Below are 26574 nucleotides of genomic sequence, written 5' to 3' on the forward strand. Positions count from 1 at the left end.
GCGAATGATTAACTATTAAAACTGAACGGTACGGTACAGATAAATGTCTGTACGCAGACAATTTCAATGTGACTACGACGTAACGGAGGCGCACTATGGCTGAGCTGATAAATCTCAACAAGGCAAGAAAAACCAAGATAAAACAGCGTGAAGCCAGCAAAGCTGCGGAAAACCGCATCGTTTACGGCCTTTCAACCAAGGTTAGAAATCTGGAAAAAGCCAGACAAAAGGTCGATGCTGATAAACTGGCCCAAAAGCGCCTGAAGATTGACAGCGACAATAAAAAGAGTTGACGATTAACAATAAAAAACACAGATTTGACTAACTACCAGATAACAAGGTTACACAATAACAGAGGTCAACATGAACAACCCTACCTTCGCTGTGAATAGGGGCATACCTTACCCAAGGCACTTAGTGGCGGCGGGGCTTCATGACACAGGGAGAAAACTATGCCTGGCTTAAAGAAACGCTCCGTCAACCTGGCGGGCCATGCCACATCCGTAGCGCTGGAACCAGAATTCTGGACAGTTCTCGAAACCATATCCAAGGATCGCCGAATCAGTCTGGCGGCACTGATCGCCGAACTCAATTCCAAGCGCGGAGAAAGCCTTCTGGCGTCTTTCTGCCGCTTGTCAGCCCTCGCCTACGTGCAAAGCGCCGGCGCCAAACGCAAAAAAACCTGAGTTTCCGTCCACTGTCTCCCCTTCGACACTGGGCCCATAAAACGCGCCAGAGTTGAAACAGTGGTTTTTTTAAACTCTAAAACATAACGGCGTTACGCGGGAGCTGGATTTCAATGTCCAGCCCCGCGCAACAAAAAGATTGTTCACTTTTTGTGCCAATTTCTGTGATCGGCGCTATTTGTCACTTGGCGCGGCGGCCAACTGCGATTAACTGAGGGGCATGACCACGTCCCCCACCATAAGCCAGATGGCTGCCGTCAAGCCCGATCTCTTCACCGGGCTCAATAGCGAACAGGAAGCCGCCGTCCGCACGGTGCAGGGCCCCGTGCTCGTGCTGGCGGGCGCCGGCACCGGCAAGACCCGCGTGCTGACCACGCGCATCGCCCATATCCTCGGACAGGGGCTGGCGCGGCCGTGGGAAATCCTGTGCGTCACCTTCACCAACAAGGCCGCCCGCGAAATGCGCGAGCGCACGCAAAAGCTCGTCGGCGCCTCGGCGGAAGGCCTGCAAAACCTCGGCACCTTTCACTCGATCGCTGCGCAGATCCTTCGCCGCCATGCCGAACTGGTCGGTCTGAAATCGAGCTTCACCATTCTGGACGACGACGATCAGGTGCGTCTGCTCAAGGCCATCTTCGAGCAGGAAGGCATCGACCAGAAGCGCTATACGCCGAAATCCTTTGCCTGGCAGATCGACCAGTGGAAGAACAAGGGCCTGACACCGGATAAAATTAAAGGCGGTGAAGGCGCAGAGTTTGGCGGCAATAAGGGCATCAAGCTCTATCAGGCCTATCAGGATCGTCTGCGCATTCTCAATGCCTGCGATTTCGGCGATCTGCTGCTGCACAATCTCGAAATACTGACGAAAAACCCGGACATTCTTGAAACCTATCACCGCAAGTTCAAATACATCCTGGTCGATGAGTATCAAGACACCAACGTCTCGCAGTATCTGTGGCTGCGCCTGCTGACCAACGCAGACCGCAACCTGTGCTGTGTGGGGGACGACGACCAGTCGATCTATGGCTGGCGCGGCGCCGAGGTCGATAACATCCTCAAGTTCGAGCGCGATTATCCCGGCGCGAAGATCATCCGCCTGGAGCGCAACTACCGCTCCACCGAGCATATCCTGGGCGCCGCGGCCGGCCTGATCAAGGCCAATACCGCCCGCCTCGGCAAGACCCTCTTCACCGACGAAAAGGGCGGTGACAAGGTGCAGGTGCAGGGGCTGTGGGATGGCGCCGCCGAAGCGCAGTTCGTGGCCGAGGACATGGAGCGTCTCCACAAGGGCACGCGCGATAACGATCCGCGCAAGTGGTCCGACATGGCCATTCTGGTGCGCGCCTCCTTCCAGATGCGGGCGTTTGAAGAACGCTTCGTCATGCTGCAGATCCCTTACACGGTCGTCGGCGGCCCGCGCTTCTTCGAGCGCGCCGAAATCCGCGACGCCATCGCCTACCTGCGCCTGATCCAGTCACCCGATGACGATCTGGCGTTTGAGCGCATCATCAATGTGCCCAAGCGCGGCATCGGCGATGCCACCGTGCAAAAACTGCTGCAACAGGCCCGCCTCGCCGGCGTATCGGTCATGACCGCCGTGCGCGACCTGATCCAGACCGATGAACTGCCGGCGCGCGCCAAGACGCCGCTGGTCGGCTTCATGCGTGATTTCTCGCGCTGGCTCGATCTCAGCAAGCACGCGCAGGCCAGCGTCCTGCTCGATACCGTCCTGACGGATAGCGGCTATTTCGACATGCAGCGCGCCGACAAGACCTCCGGCCAGACGCGGCTGGACAACCTCAAAGAACTGGGCGACTCGATGGCCGCCTTCGATGATCTGGCGGCTTTTTTGGAGCACGTGTCGCTGGTCATGGACCTGGAGCGCGACAATGGCGGCGACAGCGTGCGCCTGATGACCCTGCACGCCGCCAAGGGGCTGGAATTCCCCGTCGTTTATCTGCCGGGCTGGGAGGAAGGCATCTTCCCGTCGCAGCGCTCGATGGACGAAGGCGGGCTGAAATCGCTGGAGGAGGAGCGCCGCCTCGCCTATGTCGGCATCACGCGCGCCCGTCAGGAAGCCAAGATCAGCTTCGTGGCCAACCGGCAGGTCTATGGCCGCTGGACCAACCAGATTCCGTCGCGCTTCGTCGATGAACTGCCGATCGAGAACGTCGAGGCCACCTCGCAAACCGGCTATCAGTCGGCGGGCTGGCAATCGCAGCAAAGCCGATGGGACCGCGCGGGCTATGAACCGAACTACACCAAGAAGGCCGAGGTGCCAGCCTATGGCGGCGATCTGGCCGGTGTCGATATGCGCCGGCTGGAGCCCAAAGCGCGCCCGACGCCGCACCGCCAACCGGCACCCGCCAAGCCTTCGGCCAAAAATTTCAAGCTCGGCGAGCGCGTCTTCCATATGAAGTTCGGCTATGGCCTGATCGTCGAGATCGAAGGCAACAAGCTGATCGTTAATTTTGAGACCAGCGGCGACAAGAAGGTTATCGACAGTTTCGTGGATCGGGCTTAAGCATTAGGTTCGCACCTGCGAATAGCGGCTGGGGGGTCGCTTAGGAGAGCGCCTTCATGCCCGATGCGTCTACCCATCCGATGCCGCCACGGTTTATGCTTTTTGAATATTCCGAGCTTAACCCCGCCTTCCGCGATAACCCGCATACCCTGTTAGATCCGCAACGTTCCGCACGTCCGGTCGAGCACGACGGTATGTTGTCGGCGGTGCTGATCACATCCTATGCCGCCGGCCGCGAAACCCTGCGTGACGCCCATCTGTCGCGCAATTTCAACAATGCCGCCCCTAACAACCCCGTCATCGCCAATGTCCGCCGCCTCAATGAGGCGGTCGAGGCCGAATTCGGGCGCCACGATTCCATCGTCACGCTCGATGGCGCCGACCATACCCGTGTGCGCACGATCATCGCCGAGGCCTTCCTGAAACGCGCCGCCGCCCTGCAGGCCACGGTGGCGCGCATCATCGCAGAACGGCTTGACGCCCTGACGGGGCGCGATACCTTCGATGTGGTGGCCGATTATGCCGCGCAGATACCCATGCGGGTACTGGGCGCGCTGATGGGCTGCCCCGATGCGGCGCTGGACGATCTGAAACGCTGGACCGAGGCCGGGCAACTGGCCTTCGATCCGACCAAGTCCGCCGAGCAGGAGCACCTGGCGCTGGAAGGCCGGCGCGGCATCTTCGGTCATTTCCGTCTGCTTATGGCCGAGCGTCGTGCCGAACCGCGTGATGATCTGGTCAGCGACCTGCTGGCGGCGCAGGCGCGCGGCGCGCCAATCGACGACAACGAAATCCTGCACAACCTGTTCGCCGTTCTGGTGGCCGGGCACCTGACCACGGCCGACCTGATCGGCAATGGCGTCGCCTTGCTGCTCGATCACAGAGAGGCGCGCGACGCCATCCTGGCCGATCCGGGGCTTATCCAGCCGGCGGTCGAGGAAATCCTGCGTCATGAGCCGCCGATCTCCTTCACAGCGCGCTTTCCAAAGACCGAGGGAGCGATCGCCAGATGCCCGTATCACGCCGGCGACGCTCTGGTGGTCAGCCTGATCGCCACCAACCGCGACCCGGACACATTCGACGATCCGCACCGCTTCGACATCACGCGCCGTCCCAATCCGCACATGGCCTTTGGCGCCGGCGCCCATATCTGCCTCGGTGCGCCACTGGCTCGGATGGAAGGCCAGATGGCGCTGCTGAAACTGTTCGAGCGCTTCCCGAACCTGCGGCGCGTGGAGGCTCCCGCGCCGGAATGGCGCGCCGTGCCGGGCGTGCGGGGGCTTGCGTGCCTGAACGTGGCGACAGGGTGATATTTTGGCGGCGCGCCTTGATTTTTTACCGGTTCAGGCGGATATTGAGCCTATGAATATGCCTCTGATCCAGAAATCGGCCGCCGCCAAGCGCCGTTCCACAAGCGGAACGCGCCGGCCTGAGGTGCTGGGCGTCACCAAGGATGGTGTAAAAATTCTGAAGCCTGTTCGCGCACCGACCAATTTCACGGTTGAAGAAGTGCGTGAGGCCGTGGCCAAAGCTTTGGGAAAAAGCGCCTGATCCATGAATTCCGAGGACGTTTTTATAAACTGTCCGTTTTCGGATGATTATGATTCTTTTTTCAAGGCCATCCTGTTCACCGTAATTCGCAGCGGCTTTAATCCGCGGTGCGCGCGCGAGGAAGATGACGGCGGCGATGTCCGGTTCGACAAGATTTGCCGCATTATAGATGATTGCAAATACGGTATCCACGACATATCCAAGACGGACTCCGATGGTGATCCGCCGCTCCCGCGCTTCAACATGCCTCTGGAGCTGGGCCTGTTTCTCGGGGCGAAAAAATATGGCGATGCGGAGCAATCGCTTAAAAAGGCGATCATTTTTGACCGCGAAGCCTATCGCTATCAGAAATATATATCGGATATCTCCGGTCAGGATATCCACGCCCACAATAATGATGTCGGTCAGTTGATTATTGAGGTGGCGGCATGGCTTCGGCGCGCCTCCAAACGCAAGACCGTTCCCGGCGGCACAGCCATTGCCGATGAGTATGCGGTCTTCATGAAAAACCTGCCCGTCATGCTGGCGGCCCGACAGATGCAGCCCAAGGACCTGACCTATGATGACGACGTTACGTTTATAGCCGAATGGCTGGTGAGAAACGCATGACACTTCTGAAAATGGCCATCCTCATGGCGCTTGTTCTCCCTGCCCTGCCCGCCCAGGCTTCGGACTCCGACTGGCTGGCCGTCAATCCGGACAACACCCTGGTCATCGATACCGATAAGGGCCGGCTGATCATCGAGTTGCACCCGGAAGTCGCCCCCAAGGCGGTCGAGCGCATCAAGCTGCTGGCACGGCGCGGCACCTATGACGGCTTGCTGTTCCACCGCGTCATTCCGGGCTTCGTGGCCCAGACCGGCGATCCCGGCAATGTCGATGGCGGCAAGACCGAACTGCCCAACCTCAAGCCCGAATTTCGCTTTCGCCTCAAGGCTGATGTGCCGCATACGGTCGTGGCGCGTCCCGGTGGTCTGGACGTCGGTTTCATGGGCGCTCTGCCCTATGTCTCGGTAGATGAGAAGCGCATGGGCGCCAATCCCGATCAGGCCGTCCACGCCTGGGGCAGCTACTGCACCAACACGATGGGTATGGGCCGTGACGATACCCCGCTCGATTCCGCCAATGCTGAAATCTTCTTTATGCTGGCCCCGACGCAGCGCCTTGACCGCGACTACACACCGGCAGGCCAGGTGATCATCGGCGGCGACGTGCTGCAAAAACTGGCACCGGGCGAGCCACCCGTTAAACCGGATTCGATGCGAAACGTGCAGATCATGGCCGATATGAAAACGCCGCCGCAGGTGTTGGTGATGAACACCAAAAGCGCCGCCTTCAAGACTTCTGACCGACCGCGTGCGCGCGGAAAAAGGTGCCGATTTCTCGATCTGCGACGTCACCGTGCCGGCGCGGGTGATGCCGTGACGGAGTGGATCCTTGCCGGCAAGGTCCGGGCGCGCGAGACGGCGGATGGCATCGAGATCGTGATCGATGGCCTGACCACGCAGGCGAAATATTATAAGCCGCTGGTTTATGAATTCTTCCGCAAGGAGTGGCGCGGCTCACGCGCGGCCTGGGGCGATTATGCGGTAGAAATCCGCATGGAGCATATTGGCGATCCGCCATGGATGGACCTCGACAACCTCGCCAAGGCCCTGCTCGACGCCATCAAGGGCTTTGTCTTCCACGATGATTTACAGGTGGCGCGTCTTCTGGTCGAACGTCATCCCGGCGAGCGTGAGCAGATCCATATCCGCGTCTACGCGATCAGGCGCTGATTACCAGCTCCACGGCTCCAGAGCGCCCCAGGCCGTCAGCACGATGATATAGAAGCCCCAGAACAGCAGCAGGGCGCCATGCGCCGCCTTCTGCCACATCGGCCAGCCATCACCATGACGGCCGCGTTCGTTATAGACGAAGTAGTAGGTGGCGAACTGGTAGAGCGTGCCGAGCGCCGCGATGAAGGCCAGGGTCGAGGCCAGGCGCACCTGCCCGCTTGGCCACTTGGTGAACAAGGCGCCGGGATCATCGGCCAGTTGCGAGCGCCAGTGATGGAAGACGAAGATCGACGCCAGCCACAGGATCGACAGGCCGGCCGAAATTAGCGTGGCGCGGCCCTGCTCTTCGCTCGGATGCTCATGGCGCGCCGGCCCCTTGGCCAGCGATAACCAGACAAAGATGCACGACACCATCATGAAGGCGGTCAGCACGGTTACCATGCCGGGATTGTGAATCCAGCTCACCCGCTCGTAACGCGCCTCATTGGTGGCCGTCTCGAAGGCGCTGACATGGGTGCCATCGGCGTTGAACAGGAAGTGCAGCCCGCCGGTTTGCTGCGCCGGCCCGCCATCCTCGCTGTCCTGCTGCGTGAAGAAACCGGGCGCCGAAGCCGGCACGAAGGCCGACAGGCCGTTCTGCGTATTGAGGATCAGGCGGCCATCGGCATCGACCGTGACCGACACCGTGTTGAGCAGGCGCGTGATCGCCCCTTCGAGACCGCCATAGGCACGTCGGCTGGAGACATAGTGTCCTTTGATGGCGTCGTAATAGGCCTTGTTGCGCTCATAGGCCATGCTCGGTTGCGGCATCAGCGGCGGCCGCACCAGATCACCCGACAGGTGATCGAGCAACAGGTTGGGGAAGCTGGCGGCCAGCGCACTGCCGGTCTGGGTGTTGGTGCTGATAAAGATGCCGAGGTTCATTTCCGGCACCAGGATCATGTTAGAATTGAACCACAGGGTCGCGCCGCCGTGGCCATAGGTGGTGAAGCCGGCGGGGCTTTCGCGCACCATCAGACCCGACGCCCAGCCGTTATAGCCTTCGGGCATTTTCATCAGCGGCTGGCGGAAAGCGTCGGCGGAAGCGGCGTTGAAAAGCTGGATGCCGTCGTTCTGGCCATTGCCGAGCATCATGGCCATCAGGCGCGCCATGTCCTGCGCCGTCGAGGACGCGCCAAGCGCGCCAGACAGGGGAATGGCGTGATCGAAGGGTTGGGGCTCATAGGTGGCGCCGTCCCAGATAAAACCGTCCGACAGATCGCGCGTCAATTGCGGCGACAAAGGCGCCGGCAGGGATTCCAGATTGGTCGCCCCGATCTCGTAGGGCTCACGCAGGGTGGTGTGCTCCATGCCAAGCGGCTGGAAGATGCGCGATTCCATCAGGGTCGGCACATCGCGGGCGCGCGCCGTCTGTTGCAGGGCGCGCGCGGCCAGGCCGGCGCCATAGTTGGAATAGGAAGAAAACTGGCCGGGTTCGCGGACGCGGCGCGGCTTGTGCAGGTGGAAATAGCTGTCCGGCCCGATCAGGCGCGAACCGTTAAGCTGGAACAGATGCCCGAGGCTGGTGTCTTCATAGCCGCTGGTATGATCCATCAAGGCGCGCAGGGTGATATCCTTGTAACGCGGATCGCGGGCGTAGATATCATTGGGCAGGTAGTCACCAAACGGCGCGTCCAGCTTGATGCGGCCGGCCTCGATCTCCTGACGCGCCACGATCCAGGTGAAGGTCTTGGTCACCGAGCCGATGCGGAACAAGCTGGTATTGGGATCGACATGGCGCATGGGCGACAGGCGATCATAGCCGTAACCCTTGATCAGCAGCGGCGTATTGCCCTGAACGATGGCCACCGTGGCGCCCAGAACGTGATCGCGCTGCATCAGGGTGCGCACCACCGAGTCGGTGAACGTCTCGATATCGTCGGGGCTGATCGGGGTGCTGGCCGGCACGGCCCCAGAGATTTGACCAGAGACTTGACCAGCGCGCGGCGACAGACCGGAAGCCACCACCATCGGCGCCGGCCTGGCGGTCACGCCCCCCGGCACCGTGGTGACGTAACCGATCGGCGCATCCGGATTGGCCGGCGTTGTGCGCACAGGCGCTGCGGGATTGGGCGGGATAACGGTTGTGCGCGGCTTCAGTCGCGGACGCGGTTTCGGTGCTTCCGAACTGGTCTCCGCCGATGCACTGGACGGCACATAGGGCTTGAGTTCGGCGGGTTTAGTTTCCGGTATGGGACCGGCGGTATCGGTGGTTTGCGGCACCGCCGGCGCGGCAAACCCCAGAGCGAGAAAAAGCGACAGCGCGAGGCTCGCGCCGCGCGTCAACGTCCTGAAATTTTGTCCGATGTTGAGAGCCCGCCTGGCCATCCGTGCTTAAATCCCGATACGCATGCACCCCAGAGGCGAAAATAGGCGATTCTGGCAGTTTACGTACGGTCTTTTTTGCCGCCTGACGCTTTATTTTTTACGGAACTGGTCGAGCGAGACGATCTTGGGCGCATCGCCCTCTTCCGTCTCGGTTTTCGCAACGGCAGACTTGTTGTCCGAAGCCGGCGGCGGGGTGAATTCAGCGACGATATCGCCGATTTCTTCGCCGTCTTCCAGGTCCTGCGTCAGGGCGGCCGGATCATCGACCTCGAACTCCAGCATGAACTGGGCGTGCGGATCGTGGAAGCGCGTAATCGCTGTATAGGGCACGGTCAGGATCTTCGGTGCGCCGCCAAAGGTCAGGGTGACGCGGAAGAAATCATCGGTGACGCGCAGGTCGCGGAACTGATGCTGCAAAACAATGGTGATGTCGTAAGGATAACGCGCCAGAAGGTCGGGCGGCACGGACACCCCCGGCGCACGGGTCAGGAAGGTGACGTAGAAATGATGCTCGCCCGGCAGGCCATCGGGCGATGCTGCGCGCAGCAGGCCTTGCCGGATAACGCCACGCAGGGCGTTCTGGGTCAGGTTGGCGTAATCCATCTGGTCGACGATCATCTGATCTTCGGACATCTATCCATGTTTCCGTTTGAGTGTGCAGGTGCGTTGAGACTTAGCACTTCTGCGCCGAAACAAAACAGCAAATTGCCGTGAAGGGCTAAAAAAGCCATATACCCACATATAACTCCGGGGGGCTTTCCCCTCGGTAGACTTTCATTAACCAGACTCAACTAGAAGGGGATATAACACAGTTTTTTTGAATTACGGAGTAGGCCTTATGACCGATAATTTTTCGGACCACCAGCACAGGCTTGCTTTCGCCCGTATCGCCTCCGAAGATATAGCTCAGTTGCGGCAGGTGTGGCCGCTTATCGAACCGTCCCTGCCCCGTATCCTCAATGCCTTCTATGCCCACGTCCGAAAGGAACCCAGCCTGGGCGAGATGATCGGCGATAATGAAAACCGCCTGCAAGGCGCGCAGATACGGCACTGGAAGAGCCTGTTTAACGACGGCTTCACTACCGGCTATTTCGATAACGCCCTGCGCATCGGCCAGACGCACCACCGCATCGGTCTGGAGCCCAAGTGGTATATCGCCGCCTACCAGTTCGTGCTCGATGAACTGGCCGTCACGCTCACCAAGGCCTACATCTTTAAGCCCAAGGCACTCAGCCGTGCGCTGATCGCGGTCAACAAGGCGGTGTTCATGGATCTCGATGTGGCGATCTCGACCTATCAGGCCGCCAGCGAAAACGCCATTATGGAACGGGCGCGCCAAACCAACCGCGCCATCGATCAGTTCCGGCAGGAATTCGAGACGATCGTCGCCTCCTTTACCGACAGTTCCACCGCGCTGCAGACCACATCGCGCGATCTGGGCCAGGTGGCCAACAGCGCGCAATCGACCTCCGGCACCGTGACCGATGTCGCCAACCGCGCCTCAATGGATTCGCAATCGGTCGCCGCCGCTTCGGAAGAACTGACCAAGTCGATCCAGGAAATCAGCAGCCAGATCAACGGTGCCTCGACCGGCATACGGTCGGTGGTCCATATGGCCGAGGCCTCCACCGCCGAGGTCAGCCAGCTTTCCGGCGCCGTGACCAAGATCGGTGATATCTTAAGCCTCATCCAGGGCATCGCCTCGCAAACCAACCTGCTGGCGCTCAACGCCACCATCGAAGCGGCCCGCGCGGGCGATGCCGGCAAGGGCTTCGCGGTCGTCGCCACCGAGGTCAAGGCCCTGGCCGACCAGACGGCGCGCGCCACCACCGAGATAGCTCTTCATATCAAGGAAGTGCGTGGCTCGACCGACCGCGCCGTGGCCTCGATCGGTGATATCGTCAACGCGGTCGCCGAAGTGGAAAGCTCGAACACCTCGATCGCCGCCGCCGTGGAGGAACAGAGCACCGCCACAAACGAGATCGCCGTCAGCATCCAGCACGTGTCCGACGCTTCATCGAGCCTGTCCGAACATATGGTCAGCCTGGATACGGCCGTGCGCCAGACCCAGACCGCGACCGCGTCGGTCGATGCCTCGGCGCAATCCCTGGCCACGCAATCGGACGAACTGCGCCGTCATGCCGAGCAGTTCTTTACCAATCTGCGCGCGTCCTAACGCGCTCACGACGCAAGACGCTTCCGCGATGGCGGCGCACGATAGTAGCTGCTTTATACATACCCTGCAGCGCATTCAGGAGTTGCTTGTAGCCCTAAGCGGCCGTAATCGGCTATAAGTGGCGGCAGGGATCCGGAAAGTATTAATGTCCGCTTTGATCTGAAAATACTCGAAAATTACTTACTGCGCTAAGAGCCCGACTCAAAAGTTCATGAGACATAGCAGTACCTTGCGAGCGTGCGGGTCAAGAGCCTTACGCTGGCGATGACTGTCCAAGCGGTTGCGCTTTGAAGAGTTGTCTCCCAATCCTTGGCTAGGCGTCTGCATCGGCCCAGCCAGGCGAAGGTACGCTCGACGACCCAGCGGCGCGGCAGGACCTCGAAGCCCTTGGCTGCGTCGCTACGCTTTATGATCTCGATGGTCCAGTCTCCGTGGCCCTTCATAGCAGCCTTAAGTTTGTCACCAGCATAGCCACCATCGGCGAAGACGTGGCGCAGCCAGGGAAAATGGTAACGAACGGCGCGAAGCACAGCTGGGGCACCATCACGATCCTGAATATCCGCCGCATGGATGACAACAAATAACAGCAGTCCCAAGGTGTCGGTGATGATATGCCGCTTGCGACCCTTGATCTTCTTACCAGCATCATAGCCACGAACACCGCCACTTTCGGTCGTTTTGACGCTCTGACTGTCGATGACGCCGGCTGAGGGGCTGGCTTCACGGCCCTCCAGTTCGCGTGCCGCCATGACGAGCAGGTGATTGATCTTCTGCCATAGACCGCTGCTACGCCAATCATAGAAATAGCCCTGAACGGTCGTCATCGGGGGAAAGTCCTTCGGCAACATCCGCCACTGGCAACCCGAGGACGCAATATACAGGATCGCATTCACCACGGCCCGCATCGACGTTGTGCGCGGTCGACCGCCACGTTTGGCAGGCGGCAGTAATGGGACCAATAAAGACCACTCTTGTTCCGTCAAATCGCTTGGATAGCGCGACGATTTGCGTCTATGTTCGACGCGGGCAATATCATCCCAAGGCATCCGAATCTCCGTTTCTTCGCAACAAACAGAGAATCACAACCTATTGATATTGCCCACCTTCTTTTCGGTCAGGCTCTTATATTTCCGCTCCGGGCGCAATTAAGACGGCCGAGTAAATGATTCTGGCCGTACGCATGCAGCAATTATGGCTTACGCTTCCATCTGGCCCCCATGGCTCTCTGCGCTGCTGGCACCAATACGAACCATTGAATGTAACCCGCCAGAACCATTATCACCCAAGATGGAACCAGATCCCCAAACACATGATAGGGTAATCCCGCGTGCGAATACAGCCACGACATTGAAAGACCGACTATTGCGCCGGCGGGCAAACCCAAGGGAAAAGTGAGCGCGATTAGACCGTAAGTGAATGTAGTGGGCATTTCTGACGCGTCACGGAACAAATAGGCGTAGACGAGAAGGCCGATGCAAGCGGCAAACCAGATCGAAGCCAGAAGCGCACTTAGCCGGGTTTGATTTGTAGAGTTCATGAATGACCGCGGGTGATGTGCCAATATGCGCCCCTACTTATTGGAATGAAACGAGGTCATTTTCAACGGTTTGGAGGCATGATAAGCAGCTAAGAATAGGTTGGGTGGGACATACGGCTTCGCCTTTTTGCCAAATCTAAGCTCGTTCCGGAGTAGCCCATCTCAGAAGGATGCTGAATTCCCCTTGGGCGCAAAGCGGAACACAAATCTAATTTGTACAAATAAAAAATTGTGCCGAAGGCAAAAAGCTAGGGCCTTCCCAAGCCGCAACACCCCTTCCCTTCAAGCTAGTCGGCCCTTTAAAAACCTGCCAGTATCTGGTTGCCAAGAATTTTCTTGAGGTTAGTTTGGTGGTTATGGATATCGGGACACCACCATTGTCGAACACGAAGAAGCAAAGCTGGCGCGGAAGCTTGGTAGAAATACTAACCCGCTCTGAACTGGTGGCCTGGCGGAACATTGCCTTGGTAATCGTCCGCGACAAGATTTTCGTAGGCCTAGTTGTGTTCGTCGCGGTTATAGCTGTTCTTGCGGTCTACCAAATCGGAAAGTCGGCTAGTTCGATGCCGATAAAAGCCAGTGTCGGCGCGATCTTAGTCGGCTTTGGTTTGTTTCACCTGTCTTATTGCACGCCCCATTCGTCAAGGCGGATTTCGCTGATGTCAGGCCCGTTTCACTCTCGGACAAGCTTCGGGCCGGAACTCGAACACTGGTGCCGGTTGCGCGCCGGAGCGATAAGCTTCATTTGTCTCGCCCTGCTTAGCATGACTATTGCACTGGGAAATCCGATGATTGCCGTGCTATTTTTTCTCCTGGGCCTATTTGGAGCTGTGCTCAGGTTCTGCGGAATCTTGGCGATCAGTGGACATAGATTGCCGCGTTGGCGGCTCCGCCCAATGAAATTTGTAGCCACACGCCCTGAATTTTTGCCCAAAAGCTGGTGGCTCAGCCTAACAACCGCATTGCGCCGAAAAGGTAAAACCGCGCCTGAGCCTTATGTGATAGCCGCGGCGTGGCTGCTTGGTGGCGCGTCAGCCGGCCTAGCTTCGCGTAACAATGCCGACAGTCATTTGGGTTTCATAATCTTAATTACAGTCAGTCTGCTTTGCGGCGCAATCCTTAGCTGGCCCGATATTTCATTGCTACGTTTTGTCTCTTACTGCGGGGCAAAAACGCATCGAATCGCATTGACGATTGGCTTGCCGCGTCTTGCCCTTAGCCTGACTGTGGGTTTGGTTGCCATATTAGTCTCGGCATTACCGGTTTCTTTGCAATTGATATCATTCGGCCTGATTACCGTTTCCCTGACATTTTGGGTATTTCTGATAATTTCATACGGGATGACGAAGTCGCCTGGAGGGGCGTTATTGTTCGCCGTGTGCGACCTGGTTATAGCTGCATTGATCAACGCCGTTTTCCTCACTGGTATTCCCTCAGCCTTATGGCTCGCTGGGAAAATTGGCTTCAATTATCATCGGATAGACCGTAACCGGTGGAGAGAGGCCAAGTGATTCCGCTGCTCGAAGTGTTGAACCTGAAGGTCGATATCCTTAAGCGTCCGATTCTCAAGGGCATCACGTTTACTGCCATGGCCGGCTGGTATGGCATCTTGGGCATAAACGGCAGCGGAAAAACCACCTTGCTCAAGGCATTATGTGCCCGGCAGGCGCTTAGCGGGGGTTGTATCAAATTCAATTCCGCTGACCTGACCGGCGATGAAGCACAAAGGGCGCGACTATTTAGTTTCGCTCCGGCAGTGAATTCATTGCCCCAAAATCTGAAAGCCCGCGAGTTGATTGAGTTGCTGGCTGACCTAAAGCAAGTCGAGCCGTTTGAACCGCACGGCGTGTACAAAGCGCTAGGTTTGGAAGCCCTTAAAGACACTTTAATCGGAAGCATGTCGGCCGGTATGCGGCAAAGGGTCAGTCTTTATTGTGCTTTTTTAGGCACGCCAGACGTGATCATGCTGGATGAGCCTTTCAATTGGCTTGATCCGGTTGCGGTTTACGATCTCAAGCGGGAATTACGAACATACGCGGATCTGTCCAAATGCGTCATTACGACACTACATGAGGTCTCAATCTTCGCCTCCCAATGCGACTCCGGAATGCTTATGCATGACGGCAAGCCTGTCCGTCTATTTGATGAAGGACACATGCCGACAAAGCGATCCGAGATGGACGAAATGGAGACGGAAATTTACCAGTTATTTCCTCGGTAGATTTCGGGCAGCCAAAACAATCTATAGCCCAACATCCGCCTCATAGAGCGCAACGCGAACACCAATCTAATGTGTACAAATAAAAAATTGTGCCGACGGCAAAAGCCGGGGCCTGCCCAAGCCGCAATACCGCGTCCCTTCAAATAAGCCCTGTTAAGAACCGACCGAAAAACTTCCGGAAGGCGATGACGCATTGCCTTTCGGCAAGGGCGACCGCCCGCGTTTGCGCGTATCTTACACTTTTCATAGAAAGGTGCTGGCCTTCTGTTGCAAGGCGGCCAAACATTCCACACGAAGATGGAAGCGCCTAAACCATAGGAAGGCGTAGGTGGCAGCCTTCTGTTGCAAGGCGGCTGCCGGGCCCCGCCTGAGAGGCTTATTTCCCAGGAGTTGTAGGCTGGATTAACCAGGCCGCATTACGCAGCGATGGCTTGGTCCGAAGCGAAGTTATCGTTCGCAGTTAAAAAATGAGGCGATCACAGAGCCTCACACTGAGGGAAAGCTTCACCTTTACACGCCTGTCGATGCTGATCGGCCCCATAACCTTCCCGCGAAACCGGGAGAATAATGGTGGAGCCGCCGGGAATCGCACCCGGGTCCAGTTCGCTTATTACGTGGGCGTTTATCCCCATAGTCAAACCGAAGCCTGACCCGCTCAATATAGGCGCTCTGCCCGGTGATGGGAAGAGATACCTCGGCTCTTTACCGATTTTTTGCCATGAGGCGCGCGACCCACGGGGTAAATTTATGCCGCGGCGGGTAAGCCTTGCGCCATCTTCAAGCCTAAACCACAGGAAACATCCATGCCCACCTACAAGCAACATCGCGCCGCCGCCATCGCCTCCGGTCTCATTCTCGCTGTTTCGCTGACCGGCATGGTGGCGTGCAGCAAGTCGACCACTGACAAGGTGGAAGACGCCACAGCCAATGTCGCCGCCGACGCCTCCTCGGCCGTCAGCAGCATCGGCGCCGATATGAATGCCGACAAGACGCAGGACTTCGTCACCAAGGCCGCCGTCGCCAACCTGTTTGAGATCAAGACCAGCGAACTGGCCGTCAAAACCTCAAAGAATGCCGACGTCCTGACCTTCGCCAAGATGATGGTCAAGGATCACACCGCCGCCGGCAAGGCGTTTGAAACCGCCGTCGCCGCCACCTCCGGCCTGACCCCGCCGGTCGCGCTCGACGAAGATCACCAGAAGAAGCTCGACGATCTGGCCACCAAGACCGGCACCGATTTCGACAAGGCCTATATCGATATCCAACAGAGCGCCCACTCGGAAGCCGTCAACCTGTTCGAGGATTATTCGAAAAACGGCAAGGACACCGCCCTTCAAACCTTCGCCACCAACACCCTGCCGACGCTGCAGGCGCACAAGGACAAGATCGACGCCTTCAAGGAATAGATCTTTCCTCATTTACGCAAAAACGCCCGTTCCTGCAAAGGAGCGGGCGTTTTATGTTGAGGCAGGTCTAAGCCTTATCCTCGGCCAGGGTGTGGGCAACGATAGCGTTGGCGTGACCATGGCCCAGGCCGTGCTCGGTCTTGAGCATCGCCACAAGCTCCATATGCTTTGCCGGGTAGTGCGCGCGCACGATACGCTGCCAGTCTGCGATGGGGCGGCCATACTTTTTCTCTATCGAGGGAAAATAGGAAGCCGGGCCTTTGATCGGTGCGTCTGTCATGTCGTGATCAAATCGATTTGCGGCATAGTTGTCAAGTCGGTCGCAAGTTGGACGCCAGACGCCATCAGTTTGGTCTCCATGCCTCCCCAACCCATAAAAAAACGCCCGCTTCCTTAAGAAAGCGGGCGCAATGGGCAGGAAAGATACGAAAGCCTAAAAGAAGCCGACCTTGGCGGGGGCGTAGGAGACCAGCAGGTTCTTGGTCTGCTGATAGTGATCCAGCATCATCTTGTGGTTTTCACGACCGATGCCCGATTGCTTGTAACCGCCAAAGGCGGCGTGGGCCGGATACTGGTGGTAGCAGTTGGTCCAGACCCGGCCGGCCTGGATGCCGCGGCCGGCGCGATAGGCGGTGTTCATATCACGTGACCACACCCCGGCGCCCAGACCATAGACCGTGTCGTTGGCGATCTCGATGGCCTCTTCCACCGTCTTGAAGGTGGTCACGGAAACGACCGGCCCGAAGATTTCCTCCTGGAAGACGCGCATCTTGTTGTGGCCCTCGAAGATGGTCGGCTTGATGTAGAAGCCGTCCTTCAGGTCGCCACTCAGGATGTTGGCGTCGCCGCCGGTCAAGACCTTGGCGCCTTCGCTCCTGCCGATATCGAGATATTTCAGGATTTTGTCATACTGCTCTTTCGAGGCCTGCGCGCCGATCATGGTGCCGGTATTGAGCGGATCGCCCTGGGTGATGGCCTCGACGCGCTTGATGGCGCGTTCCATGAAGCGATCGTAAATCGACTCCTGCACTAGGGCGCGCGACGGACAGGTGCAGACCTCGCCCTGATTGAGCGCGAAGAAGGCGAAGCCCTCCATCGCCTTGTCGAGGAAGGCGTCGTCCTCGGCCATGACGTCGGCGAAGAAGACGTTGGGTGACTTCCCGCCCAGTTCGAGCGTGATGTTGGTGAGGTTGTTCGAGGCATAACCCATGATGGCCTTGCCGACAGCGGTCGAGCCTGTAAAGGCGATCTTGGCGATACGCGGGTTTTGCGCCAGCGGCTTGCCGGCCTCAAGGCCGGTGCCGTTGACGATGTTGAGCACGCCCGGCGGTAGCAGGTCCTGAATGAACTCCATCAGCACGAGGATCGAGGCCGGGGTCTGTTCGGCCGGCTTCAGCACGATGCAGTTGCCGGCGGCCAGGGCCGGGGCGATTTTCCACGCCGCCATCAGGATGGGGAAGTTCCACGGAATGATCTGCCCGACCACGCCAAGCGGTTCATGGAAGTGATAGGCGACCGTGTCGTGATCGAGCTCCGAAACGCCGCCTTCCTGCGCGCGGATGCAGCCGGCAAAGTAGCGGAAGTGATCGACCGCCAGCGGAATATCGGCGTTGGTGGTTTCGCGCAGGGGCTTGCCGTTGTCCCAGGTTTCGGCCTCGGCGATGACGCCGAGATTGTCCTGAATGCGCTGGGCGACAGCGAGCAGCAGGTTGGAGCGCTCGGTCACCGAGGTGCGGCCCCACTTGTCCTTGGCGGCGTGGGCGGCGTCGAGCGCCAGTTCAATATCCTCGGCCGAGGAACGCGGCACTTCGCAAAGCTTCTGGCCATTCACCGGCGAGGTGTTGTCCATATATTTGCCGAGCACCGGCTCGATCCACTGACCGCCGATGAAATTGCCATAGCGCGTCTTGAAGGGCACGCCGGCTTCAATATTGCGTTCAAACTTGGTCATGGAGACTCCTGTTGTTTCCTATAGGGCGCGATAGGGCCTCGCGTCTTGGGCTGGAAGCTGCGCCTGTGTGCGGCGCAACAACAACTGTCATCCGGTTTCCTGAGCGGCGTGTGAGGTGGATTTCACCCCGTATAACGGCGTTTGTCGCGCCACACGACAGAGTTTGGTGCGGTGTCGCAGTTTGCAACACAGGCGGCGCTTTTTGGATCAAAACTATCGTGAGCGCTCAGATTGCGCTTGCACGCCGCCCGCAAAAGGCTTTCCCTCAGCATAAAAGAAACAGGGATGCGACTTGACGACGCCTGATCCACAAAAAATCCAGAAAGCCCGTGAAGTCTTCTTCGCGCACAAAGGCTTGCCGGTTGATCAGATCGGCCATTCCATCCTGCGCTCGTGGATACGCTGCGCCGATATGGGGCTTGATGAGCGCAGCCTGCCGCGCGTCGATGCCCCTACCGCTTCGGAAATCCGCCTGTTGCACGAGAAGCACGAGGCCCTGCGCCGCATCTCGCGTCCGGAACTCGATGCGCTCTATACCGAAGCGCGCGAAATCTCCGGCATCGTTATCCTGACCAACGCCAAGGGCGAGATCCTGGACGCCGTCGGTGACGCCGGTTTCGCCGATAAGGCCGCCCAGGTGGCCTTGCGCCCCGGCATATTGTGGAGCGAGGACGGCACGGGCACCAACGCCATCGGCACCGCCATCGCCGAGCGCCGTGCCGTGGTGGTCAATGGCGGCGAACACTATTTCCAGAGCCATCAGGTGCTGACCTGCGCGGCCACGCCGATCATCGATCCGCGCGGCGCTGTCATCGGCGTGCTCGATATTTCCGCGCCGGCCACGCAGCAAAACGGCCAGGTCATCGGTCTGGTCCGCATGGCGGTCGAGCAGATCGAACACCGCCTGTTCCGCGGCGGCTTTGACGGCTGCCAGACCCTGCGTTTCCAGACCGACCCCAACCTGCTCGGCGTCGCCCGCGAAGGAATACTGGTGGTGAAGGACGGCGTGATCGTGGCCGCCAACCGGCGCGGCCTGTCGCTGATCGGCCGCACCTGGGACGGGCTTGACCATATGCACGTCGAGGAGATCTTCGATACCTCCGCCGCGCACCTGGCTTCGGGCCGGCTGAAAGCGCAGGACGGCCGCGAGTTCTTCGCCCAGTTCGATGGCGAGGCCACGGGGACATCCCAGCCGGTCGTGCCGCAGCAAAGCCTCGAAGATATCGAACTGTCGAGCATCCGGCAGGCTCTGGCGGCGCACGGCGGCAATGTCAGCGCCGCCGCCCGCCATCTGGGCATCCACCGCAGCACGATCTATCGTCGCATCCAGGACATGTAGGCCCTGCCGCGCACGACTTGAGCGCATAAAATGTCGCCTTTACGGTTACATCTCGTTCATGAACCCCTTTTAATTTGATTTAAAAGCAACCTTCCTTCACTTTAGCGTCAAGTTCGGTCGCTATAGACCGATGTTTTCCGGCTTTTGGCTCACCCTAAAGCTCTGCTCTGGCGCACTTTTCCTTAAACGCGACATCGAGTGAGGCCCGTGCCGAAAGTCCTTTGGAGGCCCAGTATGCGTAACGATGTTCTCAAACTCTCCCTGGGCGCGGTCGGCGTCCTCGCCCTGTTGACGGCCGGTACGGCCTCGGCGCAGGGCGCCGCCAACAACGACGGCCCTCAGATCGAACTGCGCGACATGGTGGCCCGTGTCGTTATCACGCCCGAAGACCGCAGCGACGTCGATATCCGCGTGCGCTACGGTAAGGTCAAGGTGCCGACCCTGATGGTGTCGCAACGCGGCAATGTCACCGTGCTCAATGGCCACCTCAGCAATCCGGCACGCGGCACCGGCTTCAATTTCCGCATCAATATACACGACGACGATGACGTGTCGGTCAACGGCGGCAAGGTGCATATTTCCGGCATCGGCATGGTCGATGTGTCGGATCTGCCACTGGTCTTCGTTCGCGTCCCCAACAAGGCCGTGGTCAAGGATTTCGGCCTATAGCTTCGGCCGCATAGGCCCCAGCAAATCGCTGGACTTCATCATGAACGGCAGCGGCGAATGGGCCATTGATCCCGTCGGCGGCCAGCTCAGCATCATCAACAGCGGTTCGGGTACCATCAATGTCTCCACCGCCGGCGACAGCATCGTCGACAATATGGGCTCCGGCGACATCAATCTCGGCACGGTGCGCAATCTCAAGGCCGTGCTGACCGGCTCCGGCAATTTCAACGTCAGCCAGAGCGCCAATACCCTGCTGCAAAATCAGGGCTCAGGCGACGTCACGCTCAGCCGCACCGGCGCCATCAAGGTTCAGCTCAATGCGTCCGGCGATTTGTCGCTTGGCAATGTCATGGGCGGGCTGACGGTGATCAATAACGGCTCTAGCGATATCAATGTCGGCCGCGTGGCCGGTCCCGTCACGCTCAATCTGTCGGGCTCCGGCGATGTCTCGATCTCGGAAGGCCAGGTCTCCGACTTCATGCTCAAGGGCTCCGGTTCGGGGGATGTCTCCTACGGCGGCATCACCAACACGGTCAACGTCGATTCCAACGGTTCGGGCGATGTCAGCATCGCCAAGGCCACCGGCGCCGTCGTCACCAAGGTGGTCGGTTCCGGTGAAATGCATATCGGGCATTAGCAGTCTGCTGAAAAAGGCTTTGCCTTTGGCCTTTCCGCATTTTTGCGTAAGTCTCTTGGTCTTTTATGGGTCTTCATTCGTTGTTGTTTTTGTTGCTTTCCTAAATTTAGACGGACCTCTCCTATGCGGTTAGCAACTTGGGTATCCGGATGAGGTTGTAGGCTATGAGATTGAGCAGAAAATCTCCAGCTACAGCTTCAAGGCCGCGATGCTTTGTCTTACGCATCGTGCCGTGCTGCTTGCCCCAACCGAAGATGCACTCGATCATCTTTCGCCGGGTCTGTGACATTGCGTAGCCATCGCTGGCGGCCGTTTCATCGTCGATGATGGTCGTTCTGGTCTTGCCGGTTTTAGTCGTGGCGTTATTACGGGCGACATGCGGCTCCACGCCAAGATTGCGTAAGGCTTCGCCATGTGCAGCGACATCATAAGCCTTGTCTTCGCCTACGGTCGCCGGCTTGCCGGTGTGCTTGACCCTAACCGCCAGCATGGCTTCGGATGCCTCGCGCTCGGCCGTGCCGGTGGCTTGGGTGACAACGCTACCAACCGCCAGTCCGTTGCGGTTCTCCATCAGCGCGTGGCCCATGTAGCACAGCTTCGCTTCACGGCCCTGAGCCTTGCGGTACAAGCGGCTGTCGCCATCGGTCGTCGAGACGTGGGTGTCATTGCCGCGTTTCTGATTATGGAAGTCAGACCCGTCCGTATCGTCCGGCCCGTCCTTCGGCTTGAAGCTCTTGAACGAAGCCCAGGCTTCAATCAGCGTGCCATCGACTGAGAAATGCTCGTCCGAGAGTAAGGGCGTAACCTTTGGGTGGCACAGCAAGGCCGTCATGAACTTCGTAAAAACATCACCCTTCTGCAGGCGCTCACGGTTCTTGGTGAATGTCGTCGCCACCCACACAGCCGCGTCGGGTGACAAGCCCACGAACCATCGAAACAGAAGGTTGTAATCCAACTGCTCCATCAACTGGCGTTCCGAGCGGACGCCGTAGAACACCTGCAGAAGCAAGGCGCTCAGTAACTGTTCCGGTGGAATGGAAGGGCGCCCTTCCTCCGAATACATCGCCGAAAAGTCCGCGTTCAGGTCGACCAGAACCGAGCGAACCAACTCACGAACCTTGCGAAGAGGATGCGTATCCGGAACGCGTTCTTCCAACGATATGTACGAAAATAATCCGCCCTGATCCCGAAACTCGCCACGCATTGGTTGCTCCTTCTCGCTCAAGAAGGGAATCACGGCAAAATCAAAATGACCAGAGGTTTTTCAGCAGACTGTTAGGTCGCCTTAAATCTATCCTCCATGCCTGACGCCACGCTTCCATAGCGCTCCGGTCTGTCGGCAGCCTGTTATCCCCGCTGTTTAGGCGAGGTATAAGGCGTGGGCATGCCCCACCTCCTCACCCCGTCCCACATCCCGCTCCCTGACCGCCAGCGCCTGCGGCAGCGCGCCGCGCAGCTTATCGCCGCCTTTGAGGCGACGTCACCGCAAACCGTCACCGAGATCACCCGCGCCGCCCGCGCCCTGATCGTGCTCGACCGCATGCTGACCCAGTTATGGGCGGAACCGGGCGACACACCCGTTCGTCGCGCGAAGACCATAGCTAGTGTTGCGGAATCAACGGATGGATTCCCTTGATCTTGCAAATATGCGAGTTTGTGTCGATGGACATGGACAAAAGGCTGTTGCTGTCGCCTGAGGCTCGGGTGCGGTTGGAAGGTTGGGTGGCGGACCGGAACACGCCGCAGAAGCTTGTTTGGCGTGCGCGGATCGTGCTGATGTGGGCGGACGCGGCGAGTTTGGCGTCGATTGTGCGGACGCTGGGCAAGACCAAGAAGACGGCCTACCGCTGGCGCGATCGTTATCTTGAGCAGGGTGTCGATGGGCTTGGGCGCGACGCGACCCGGCCTGGCCGTAAGACGCCGTTGAGCGCCGAAGTCATTGCGCGTGTGGTCGAGATGACGCTGCGACAGAAGCCACCGGCTGCCACGCAATGGAGCGCGCGCACGCTTGCCAAGGCGGTGGGTCTGAGCCACACCAGCGTACAGCGCATTTGGAGCGCGCATGGGCTCAAGCCCCATTTGACCAAGACGTTCAAACTGTCGAACGACAAGCAGTTCGTCGAGAAGGTGACGGACGTCGTCGGTCTCTATCTTGATCCGCCGGACCGGGCACTGGTGTTCTCGGTCGATGAGAAGTCACAGATCCAGGCGCTGGACCGCACCCAACCGGGCCTGCCAATGAAGAAGGGGCGGGCGGGAACGATGACCCACGACTATAAGCGGCATGGCACGACGACACTGTTCGCCGCCCTCGATGTCGCCACCGGCAGGGTGATCGGCGAATGCATGAAACGTCATCGGCACCAGGAATGGCTCAAATTCCTTCGACTCATCGACCGCAGCACGCCCAAGGGCTTCGACCTGCACCTGATCGCCGACAACTATGCCACCCATAAGCATCCGGCGGTCAAAGCATGGCTGGCCAAACATCCTCGCTTCCACATGCATTTCACCCCCACTTCGGCGTCCTGGCTCAATCAGGTCGAACGCTTTTTCGGCTTGATAACAGGCGATCGCATCCGCTGCGGCGTGTTCAAGAGTGTCGCCGAACTCGAAGGCGCAATTCAAGACTATCTCGATCATCACAACGCCGATCCAAAGCCCTTCGTTTGGACCAAATCCGCTACAGACATTCTTGAAAAGGTCGCCAGGGGGCGACAGGCGTTAGAGTCACAACACTAGCGCGCCCGCCAAAGACGAACAGACACCCGACGAAAAGACACCGGCCGAAGATACCCGGAGCCAAGATACCGGTAGCGAAGAGACAGGCAGCGCACCACCGCCTCTTAACCGTCAGCAGCGCCGCGCCTTGGCCGCACGCACACGCATTACGCCCCAGGCAACGCCGTCAAGCGTTCGCTGTGAGAGCGGATAACGGGGCGTTTTCCCCCCTGCGACAGCCTGCCGCACACATTTCATCCGAAACTATCGCCGGATTTCAGGAAAATTTCCGAACTTTCGCCACCACACGCTTAAGTCTTGTTGCGCCGCACAACAATCCGGCAACATTAACGTTTTGTAATTTTAAGTATTTGATTTTAAACACTTATTGCAAATGATTCATGACATCCAATTCATTTGAACTCTGCACGTTGAAGGCGCATATGGGGGTCATCGCAACACACACCAAGGAGATATCCACCATGACCACCCAAGTTTACACCGCCTCCGCCCTCGCCGCCGGCACGCTCTTCATGATCGTCGCGCTCCTCAGCCTCGGCCTCTAACTCAACCACAAAAAAGGAACATAGCCATGACCCATTCCATCGCCCCTATCGCCACCGTAACCGCCCTCGCCGCTCTGACCCTGTTCATGCTGGCCTCGCTGTTCACTGTCGGCCTGTAAGCCGCAACACCCTCATTCCACAAGGTCCACGACTATGACTTTCTCGATCTCCACCGTTTCGGCCCTGGCCGCCTTCACCGCCTTTATGGCCTTCGCCCTGCTGAGCCTCGGCCACCTCTAGGCACCTTCTTTATCTACGCATAAAATAAGGCGCGGAGAGCCAGCTCCCGCGCCTATTTCTTTGCCTTAACGCAACCTTGAGTTTTTTGGGATAGGGTTTCAGACCAGATCCCCCGGAGTATGCGTTCATGAACCCCAAACTGTCCTGTCAGGGATGCCGTGACGGCGCCAACCTCCCCTTCGCCTTCACCATGGCTTTCCAGCCGATCCTTGACACCAGCGAAGGCCGTATGTGGGGGTATGAAGCGCTGGTGCGCGGGCCGGAAGGGCAAGGCGCCGGCACGGTGCTGGATCAGGTCACGCCGGAGATGAGGTACAGGTTCGATCAGGCGTGCCGTGTGCGCGCCATCGAACTGTTCGGTCAGCTCTCCCCGCATGACGACTCGCGCCTGTCGATCAATTTCCTGCCCAATGCCGTCTATGAACCGGCGGCCTGTATCCGCGCCTCCTTAAGCGCCGCCGCCCGCGTCGGGCTCAACCCCAAGCGCCTGATGTTCGAATTTACCGAGCAGGAGCATTTTACCGACACGGCCCATATCTCGAACATCGTCGCCGAATACAAACGCCAGGGTTTCATGACGGCGCTTGATGATTTTGGCTCCGGCTATGCCGGCCTGAACCTTCTGGCCAATCTCCAGACCGACCTGATCAAGATCGACATGGACCTGATCCGCGATATCCATACCGACTGCGTGCGTCAGGCGATCGTGGCCGGCATCATGTCGATCGCTCGGGCGCTCGATATTCAGGTCATCGCCGAAGGGATCGAATCCGAGGCCGAACTGACCACCTTGCGCGCCGCCGGTATATCGCTGTTTCAGGGCTATTATTTCGCCAGACCACAGGTCGAGGCCTTACCGACGGTCGCGGGCTTTGCGATCCGCCCTGCCACACAAGTCCTGCGCGCTTAATCCAGTCCGCGCCATTCAAGGTTGCCCGGCAAATCCTCTGCCGCGTAATCGACCTGTAGCACCCGCCGTCGACCCGCCTTTTGCGCGCGCTCCGAGGCATGCAGGATCAGGGTGGAATAGGCCCATATATCACCGGCCTCGGCCAGACAGGAAAGTATAGGATGTGCCTCGGCTACCCGAGCCGCCCGATCCGCCGCGACAAACCCCAGCACGTGCGATCCCAAGGCGACTTTCAGCGGCGCGTTATCGGCAGGGCAGTCGTCAAGATGCACGCGCAGGGTCACCATACCGGCCAACAACGATACGGGCGGAGCGACATGACAGATGCCGTCCTTGGTTGACCAAGGCCCAAAACCGTCAGTCTCTATGCGTTCGCGCAGGGCAATGGTGCGATCCTGATGCCAGGCCACGCTCCAATTCGCTTCCACCGTCTTATCGAGGACCGCGACGCGCACCGGTTTGGCCTGCATGCCTATAAGGCCTGCAGCGATCCTGCCGATCCGACCCTCTGCATCAACCAGGCCATCCCATTCCATGCCTACCAGACGCTTGCCAGGACGTCCCGAAATCAGGGCTTCCATTCGCCCGGCCAAGTCCTGAACCTCTTCCGGTGCCAATATCGCAGGATAGAGGGCCGCGCCGCCAGCTGAAAAAACGACATTCTCTCCGTCTGTCACTCCATATCAATCCCGTAGCTGCACCCCGCCAGGGTCTTGCCGGGATGGGAGTCGACATTGGAAACATTCAGGCTAATCTTGGTCTTCCACTTGAAGTCGCCTTCGCTCTCCTCGGTTTCCGAGATGATGCGCTCGCCCATGAACTTAGCCTCGGTCACATAGGCGGGCTTGATCTCCAGCGCCTTGGCCACCGCCGCCGCATCGGGCGTATCCAGCACCGCCATAGGCCCTGAATTGGTGAAGACGACGATCTGCGTCGTGTACCCAAACACCTCGATCGGTGCGTCCAGCTCATATTGGCTCACGAACGGATTGCCGGACTCGACCATGGTCATGCCAAGCGGATGCTCCGGCGCCTCGTCGGAATTCATCCAGAAGGCCACGCCGTTATAGGTGGGCACATCGGCCTTGCATTCGATCAGGTCGGCGATACGGACCGTCGACGGGTCGAAATCGTCTTCGTCCTGCCCAAAGGCGGGGCTGGCCAAAGCGGTGGTTATGGCGAACAGCAGTATCCGTCGTTTCATCATTATCTCTCATTTGCCCGGACCTCGCCCATAAGGCACGAAAAAGGCGCAGGTGACCAGCCCCTGCGCCTCTATCATTCGGTAGAATAAG

At 58.8% G+C, this 26574-nt stretch carries 26 protein-coding genes, 1 other RNA gene and 1 pseudogene; 19 read left to right on the forward strand and 9 right to left on the reverse strand.

The genetic code is table 11. The features are described from left to right. Nucleotides 1–95: 95 nt before the first annotated feature. From ABQ278_RS14765 to ABQ278_RS14800, 8 genes and pseudogenes are all read left to right on the forward strand, one after another. Complete coding sequence (locus ABQ278_RS14765; protein WP_349320257.1) at nt 96–293, forward strand: DUF4169 family protein; 198 nt, start codon at nt 96–98, stop codon at nt 291–293. A gap of 159 nt (nt 294–452) precedes the next feature. Continuing rightward, a complete protein-coding gene (locus ABQ278_RS14770) occupies nt 453–686 on the forward strand; it encodes a ribbon-helix-helix domain-containing protein (protein ID WP_349320258.1) in 234 nt (77 codons plus the stop codon). Nucleotides 687–906: 220 nt separating this feature from the next. Next, nucleotides 907–3210: a UvrD-helicase domain-containing protein gene (locus ABQ278_RS14775; RefSeq protein WP_349320259.1), complete on the forward strand. Its 2304-nt coding sequence runs from the start codon at nt 907–909 to the stop codon at nt 3208–3210. Nucleotides 3211–3266: 56 nt separating this feature from the next. Next, nucleotides 3267–4520: a cytochrome P450 gene (locus ABQ278_RS14780; protein WP_349320260.1), complete on the forward strand. Its 1254-nt coding sequence runs from the start codon at nt 3267–3269 to the stop codon at nt 4518–4520. A 52-nt stretch (nt 4521–4572) separates the two neighbouring features. Further along, nucleotides 4573–4761 carry a hypothetical protein gene (locus ABQ278_RS14785; RefSeq protein WP_018081247.1) on the forward strand — a complete coding sequence of 63 codons (189 nt, stop codon included), beginning with the start codon at nt 4573–4575 and terminating at the stop codon, nt 4759–4761. A gap of 3 nt (nt 4762–4764) precedes the next feature. Then, nucleotides 4765–5370, forward strand: a complete 606-nt coding sequence (locus ABQ278_RS14790) for a hypothetical protein (RefSeq protein WP_349320261.1) — start codon at nt 4765–4767, stop codon at nt 5368–5370. Between the two features lie 23 nt (nt 5371–5393). Beyond that, nucleotides 5394–5972, forward strand: a pseudogene (locus ABQ278_RS14795) (peptidylprolyl isomerase); the annotation flags it as partial. A 210-nt stretch (nt 5973–6182) separates the two neighbouring features. Beyond that, a complete protein-coding gene (locus ABQ278_RS14800; RefSeq protein ID WP_349322176.1) occupies nt 6183–6539 on the forward strand; it encodes a RusA family crossover junction endodeoxyribonuclease in 357 nt (118 codons plus the stop codon). Here ABQ278_RS14800 and ABQ278_RS14805 read toward each other — a convergent pair whose 3' ends face one another. Then, nucleotides 6540–8906, reverse strand: coding sequence for a serine hydrolase (locus tag ABQ278_RS14805; protein ID WP_349320262.1), 2367 nt, complete (start codon nt 8904–8906; stop codon nt 6540–6542). 90 nt (nt 8907–8996) lie between these two features. After that, nucleotides 8997–9539 (reverse strand): ClpXP protease specificity-enhancing factor SspB, encoded by a 543-nt coding sequence (locus ABQ278_RS14810; RefSeq protein ID WP_349320263.1) that lies wholly within the window; start codon nt 9537–9539, stop codon nt 8997–8999. Between the two features lie 205 nt (nt 9540–9744). Between ABQ278_RS14810 and ABQ278_RS14815 the strand changes: the two genes are divergently transcribed. Further along, entirely contained in the window at nt 9745–11082 is a 1338-nt protein-coding gene (locus ABQ278_RS14815; protein ID WP_349320264.1) for a globin-coupled sensor protein, read from the forward strand. Between the two features lie 209 nt (nt 11083–11291). Here the strand turns inward: ABQ278_RS14815 and ABQ278_RS14820 are convergent, their stop codons facing one another. Continuing rightward, nucleotides 11292–12128, reverse strand: a complete 837-nt coding sequence (locus ABQ278_RS14820; protein ID WP_349320265.1) for an IS5 family transposase — start codon at nt 12126–12128, stop codon at nt 11292–11294. A gap of 841 nt (nt 12129–12969) precedes the next feature. Here ABQ278_RS14820 and ABQ278_RS14825 point away from each other — a divergent pair. Beyond that, nucleotides 12970–14130 carry a hypothetical protein gene (locus ABQ278_RS14825; protein WP_349320266.1) on the forward strand — a complete coding sequence of 387 codons (1161 nt, stop codon included), beginning with the start codon at nt 12970–12972 and terminating at the stop codon, nt 14128–14130. Then, a complete protein-coding gene (locus tag ABQ278_RS14830) occupies nt 14127–14840 on the forward strand; it encodes an ABC transporter ATP-binding protein (RefSeq protein WP_349320267.1) in 714 nt (237 codons plus the stop codon). Before ABQ278_RS14825 ends, ABQ278_RS14830 begins: the two co-directional genes overlap by 4 nt. A 327-nt stretch (nt 14841–15167) precedes the next feature. Here ABQ278_RS14830 and ssrA read toward each other — a convergent pair. Beyond that, nucleotides 15168–15530: a transfer-messenger RNA gene (gene ssrA, locus ABQ278_RS14835) on the reverse strand. Nucleotides 15531–15643: 113 nt separating this feature from the next. On the opposite strand from ssrA, the gene ABQ278_RS14840 reads away from it, so the two are divergent. Beyond that, complete coding sequence (locus tag ABQ278_RS14840) at nt 15644–16246, forward strand: DUF4142 domain-containing protein (protein ID WP_349320268.1); 603 nt, start codon at nt 15644–15646, stop codon at nt 16244–16246. Between the two features lie 67 nt (nt 16247–16313). Here the strand turns inward: ABQ278_RS14840 and ABQ278_RS14845 are convergent, their stop codons facing one another. Both ABQ278_RS14845 and ABQ278_RS14850 read right to left on the reverse strand, forming a co-directional pair. Continuing rightward, entirely contained in the window at nt 16314–16526 is a 213-nt protein-coding gene (locus ABQ278_RS14845) for a DUF4287 domain-containing protein (protein ID WP_349320269.1), read from the reverse strand. A gap of 153 nt (nt 16527–16679) precedes the next feature. After that, nucleotides 16680–18197: an aldehyde dehydrogenase family protein gene (locus ABQ278_RS14850; protein WP_349320270.1), complete on the reverse strand. Its 1518-nt coding sequence runs from the start codon at nt 18195–18197 to the stop codon at nt 16680–16682. A 292-nt stretch (nt 18198–18489) separates the two neighbouring features. Here ABQ278_RS14850 and ABQ278_RS14855 point away from each other — a divergent pair, with 292 nt between their 5' ends. The 3 genes from ABQ278_RS14855 to ABQ278_RS14865 all read left to right on the forward strand — a co-directional run bounded on the left by ABQ278_RS14855 (nt 18490) and on the right by ABQ278_RS14865 (nt 20842). Next, on the forward strand, nt 18490–19536 hold the full coding sequence (locus ABQ278_RS14855) for a sigma-54-dependent Fis family transcriptional regulator (RefSeq protein WP_023447237.1): 1047 nt from the start codon (nt 18490–18492) through the stop codon (nt 19534–19536). A gap of 234 nt (nt 19537–19770) precedes the next feature. Then, nucleotides 19771–20205 (forward strand): hypothetical protein, encoded by a 435-nt coding sequence (locus ABQ278_RS14860; RefSeq protein WP_349320271.1) that lies wholly within the window; start codon nt 19771–19773, stop codon nt 20203–20205. A gap of 40 nt (nt 20206–20245) precedes the next feature. Beyond that, nucleotides 20246–20842, forward strand: coding sequence for a GIN domain-containing protein (locus ABQ278_RS14865; RefSeq protein ID WP_349320272.1), 597 nt, complete (start codon nt 20246–20248; stop codon nt 20840–20842). 121 nt (nt 20843–20963) lie between these two features. On the opposite strand, the gene ABQ278_RS14870 is transcribed toward ABQ278_RS14865, so the two are convergent. Beyond that, nucleotides 20964–22046 carry an IS5 family transposase gene (locus tag ABQ278_RS14870; RefSeq protein WP_349320246.1) on the reverse strand — a complete coding sequence of 361 codons (1083 nt, stop codon included), beginning with the start codon at nt 22044–22046 and terminating at the stop codon, nt 20964–20966. Between the two features lie 180 nt (nt 22047–22226). On the opposite strand from ABQ278_RS14870, the gene ABQ278_RS14875 reads away from it, so the two are divergent. From ABQ278_RS14875 to ABQ278_RS14890, 4 genes are all read left to right on the forward strand, one after another. Further along, on the forward strand, nt 22227–22478 hold the full coding sequence (locus ABQ278_RS14875; protein ID WP_349320273.1) for a hypothetical protein: 252 nt from the start codon (nt 22227–22229) through the stop codon (nt 22476–22478). 26 nt (nt 22479–22504) lie between these two features. Then, on the forward strand, nt 22505–23584 hold the full coding sequence (locus ABQ278_RS14880) for an IS630 family transposase (protein ID WP_023447558.1): 1080 nt from the start codon (nt 22505–22507) through the stop codon (nt 23582–23584). A gap of 380 nt (nt 23585–23964) precedes the next feature. Beyond that, on the forward strand, nt 23965–24129 hold the full coding sequence (locus ABQ278_RS14885) for a hypothetical protein (protein WP_349320274.1): 165 nt from the start codon (nt 23965–23967) through the stop codon (nt 24127–24129). A gap of 367 nt (nt 24130–24496) precedes the next feature. Continuing rightward, nucleotides 24497–25279 (forward strand): EAL domain-containing protein, encoded by a 783-nt coding sequence (locus ABQ278_RS14890; protein WP_349320275.1) that lies wholly within the window; start codon nt 24497–24499, stop codon nt 25277–25279. Here the strand turns inward: ABQ278_RS14890 and ABQ278_RS14895 are convergent. Then, on the reverse strand, nt 25276–25956 hold the full coding sequence (locus ABQ278_RS14895) for a phytanoyl-CoA dioxygenase family protein (RefSeq protein WP_349320276.1): 681 nt from the start codon (nt 25954–25956) through the stop codon (nt 25276–25278). The two genes, ABQ278_RS14890 and ABQ278_RS14895, sit on opposite strands and share 4 nt — an antisense overlap. After that, nucleotides 25953–26486 carry a hypothetical protein gene (locus ABQ278_RS14900; protein WP_349320277.1) on the reverse strand — a complete coding sequence of 178 codons (534 nt, stop codon included), beginning with the start codon at nt 26484–26486 and terminating at the stop codon, nt 25953–25955. The genes ABQ278_RS14895 and ABQ278_RS14900 overlap by 4 nt, the downstream gene beginning before the upstream one ends. Nucleotides 26487–26574: the final 88 nt, after the last annotated feature.

It is taken from the genome of Asticcacaulis sp. MM231 (genome assembly GCF_964186625.1).
Lineage (GTDB): Bacteria > Pseudomonadota > Alphaproteobacteria > Caulobacterales > Caulobacteraceae > Asticcacaulis.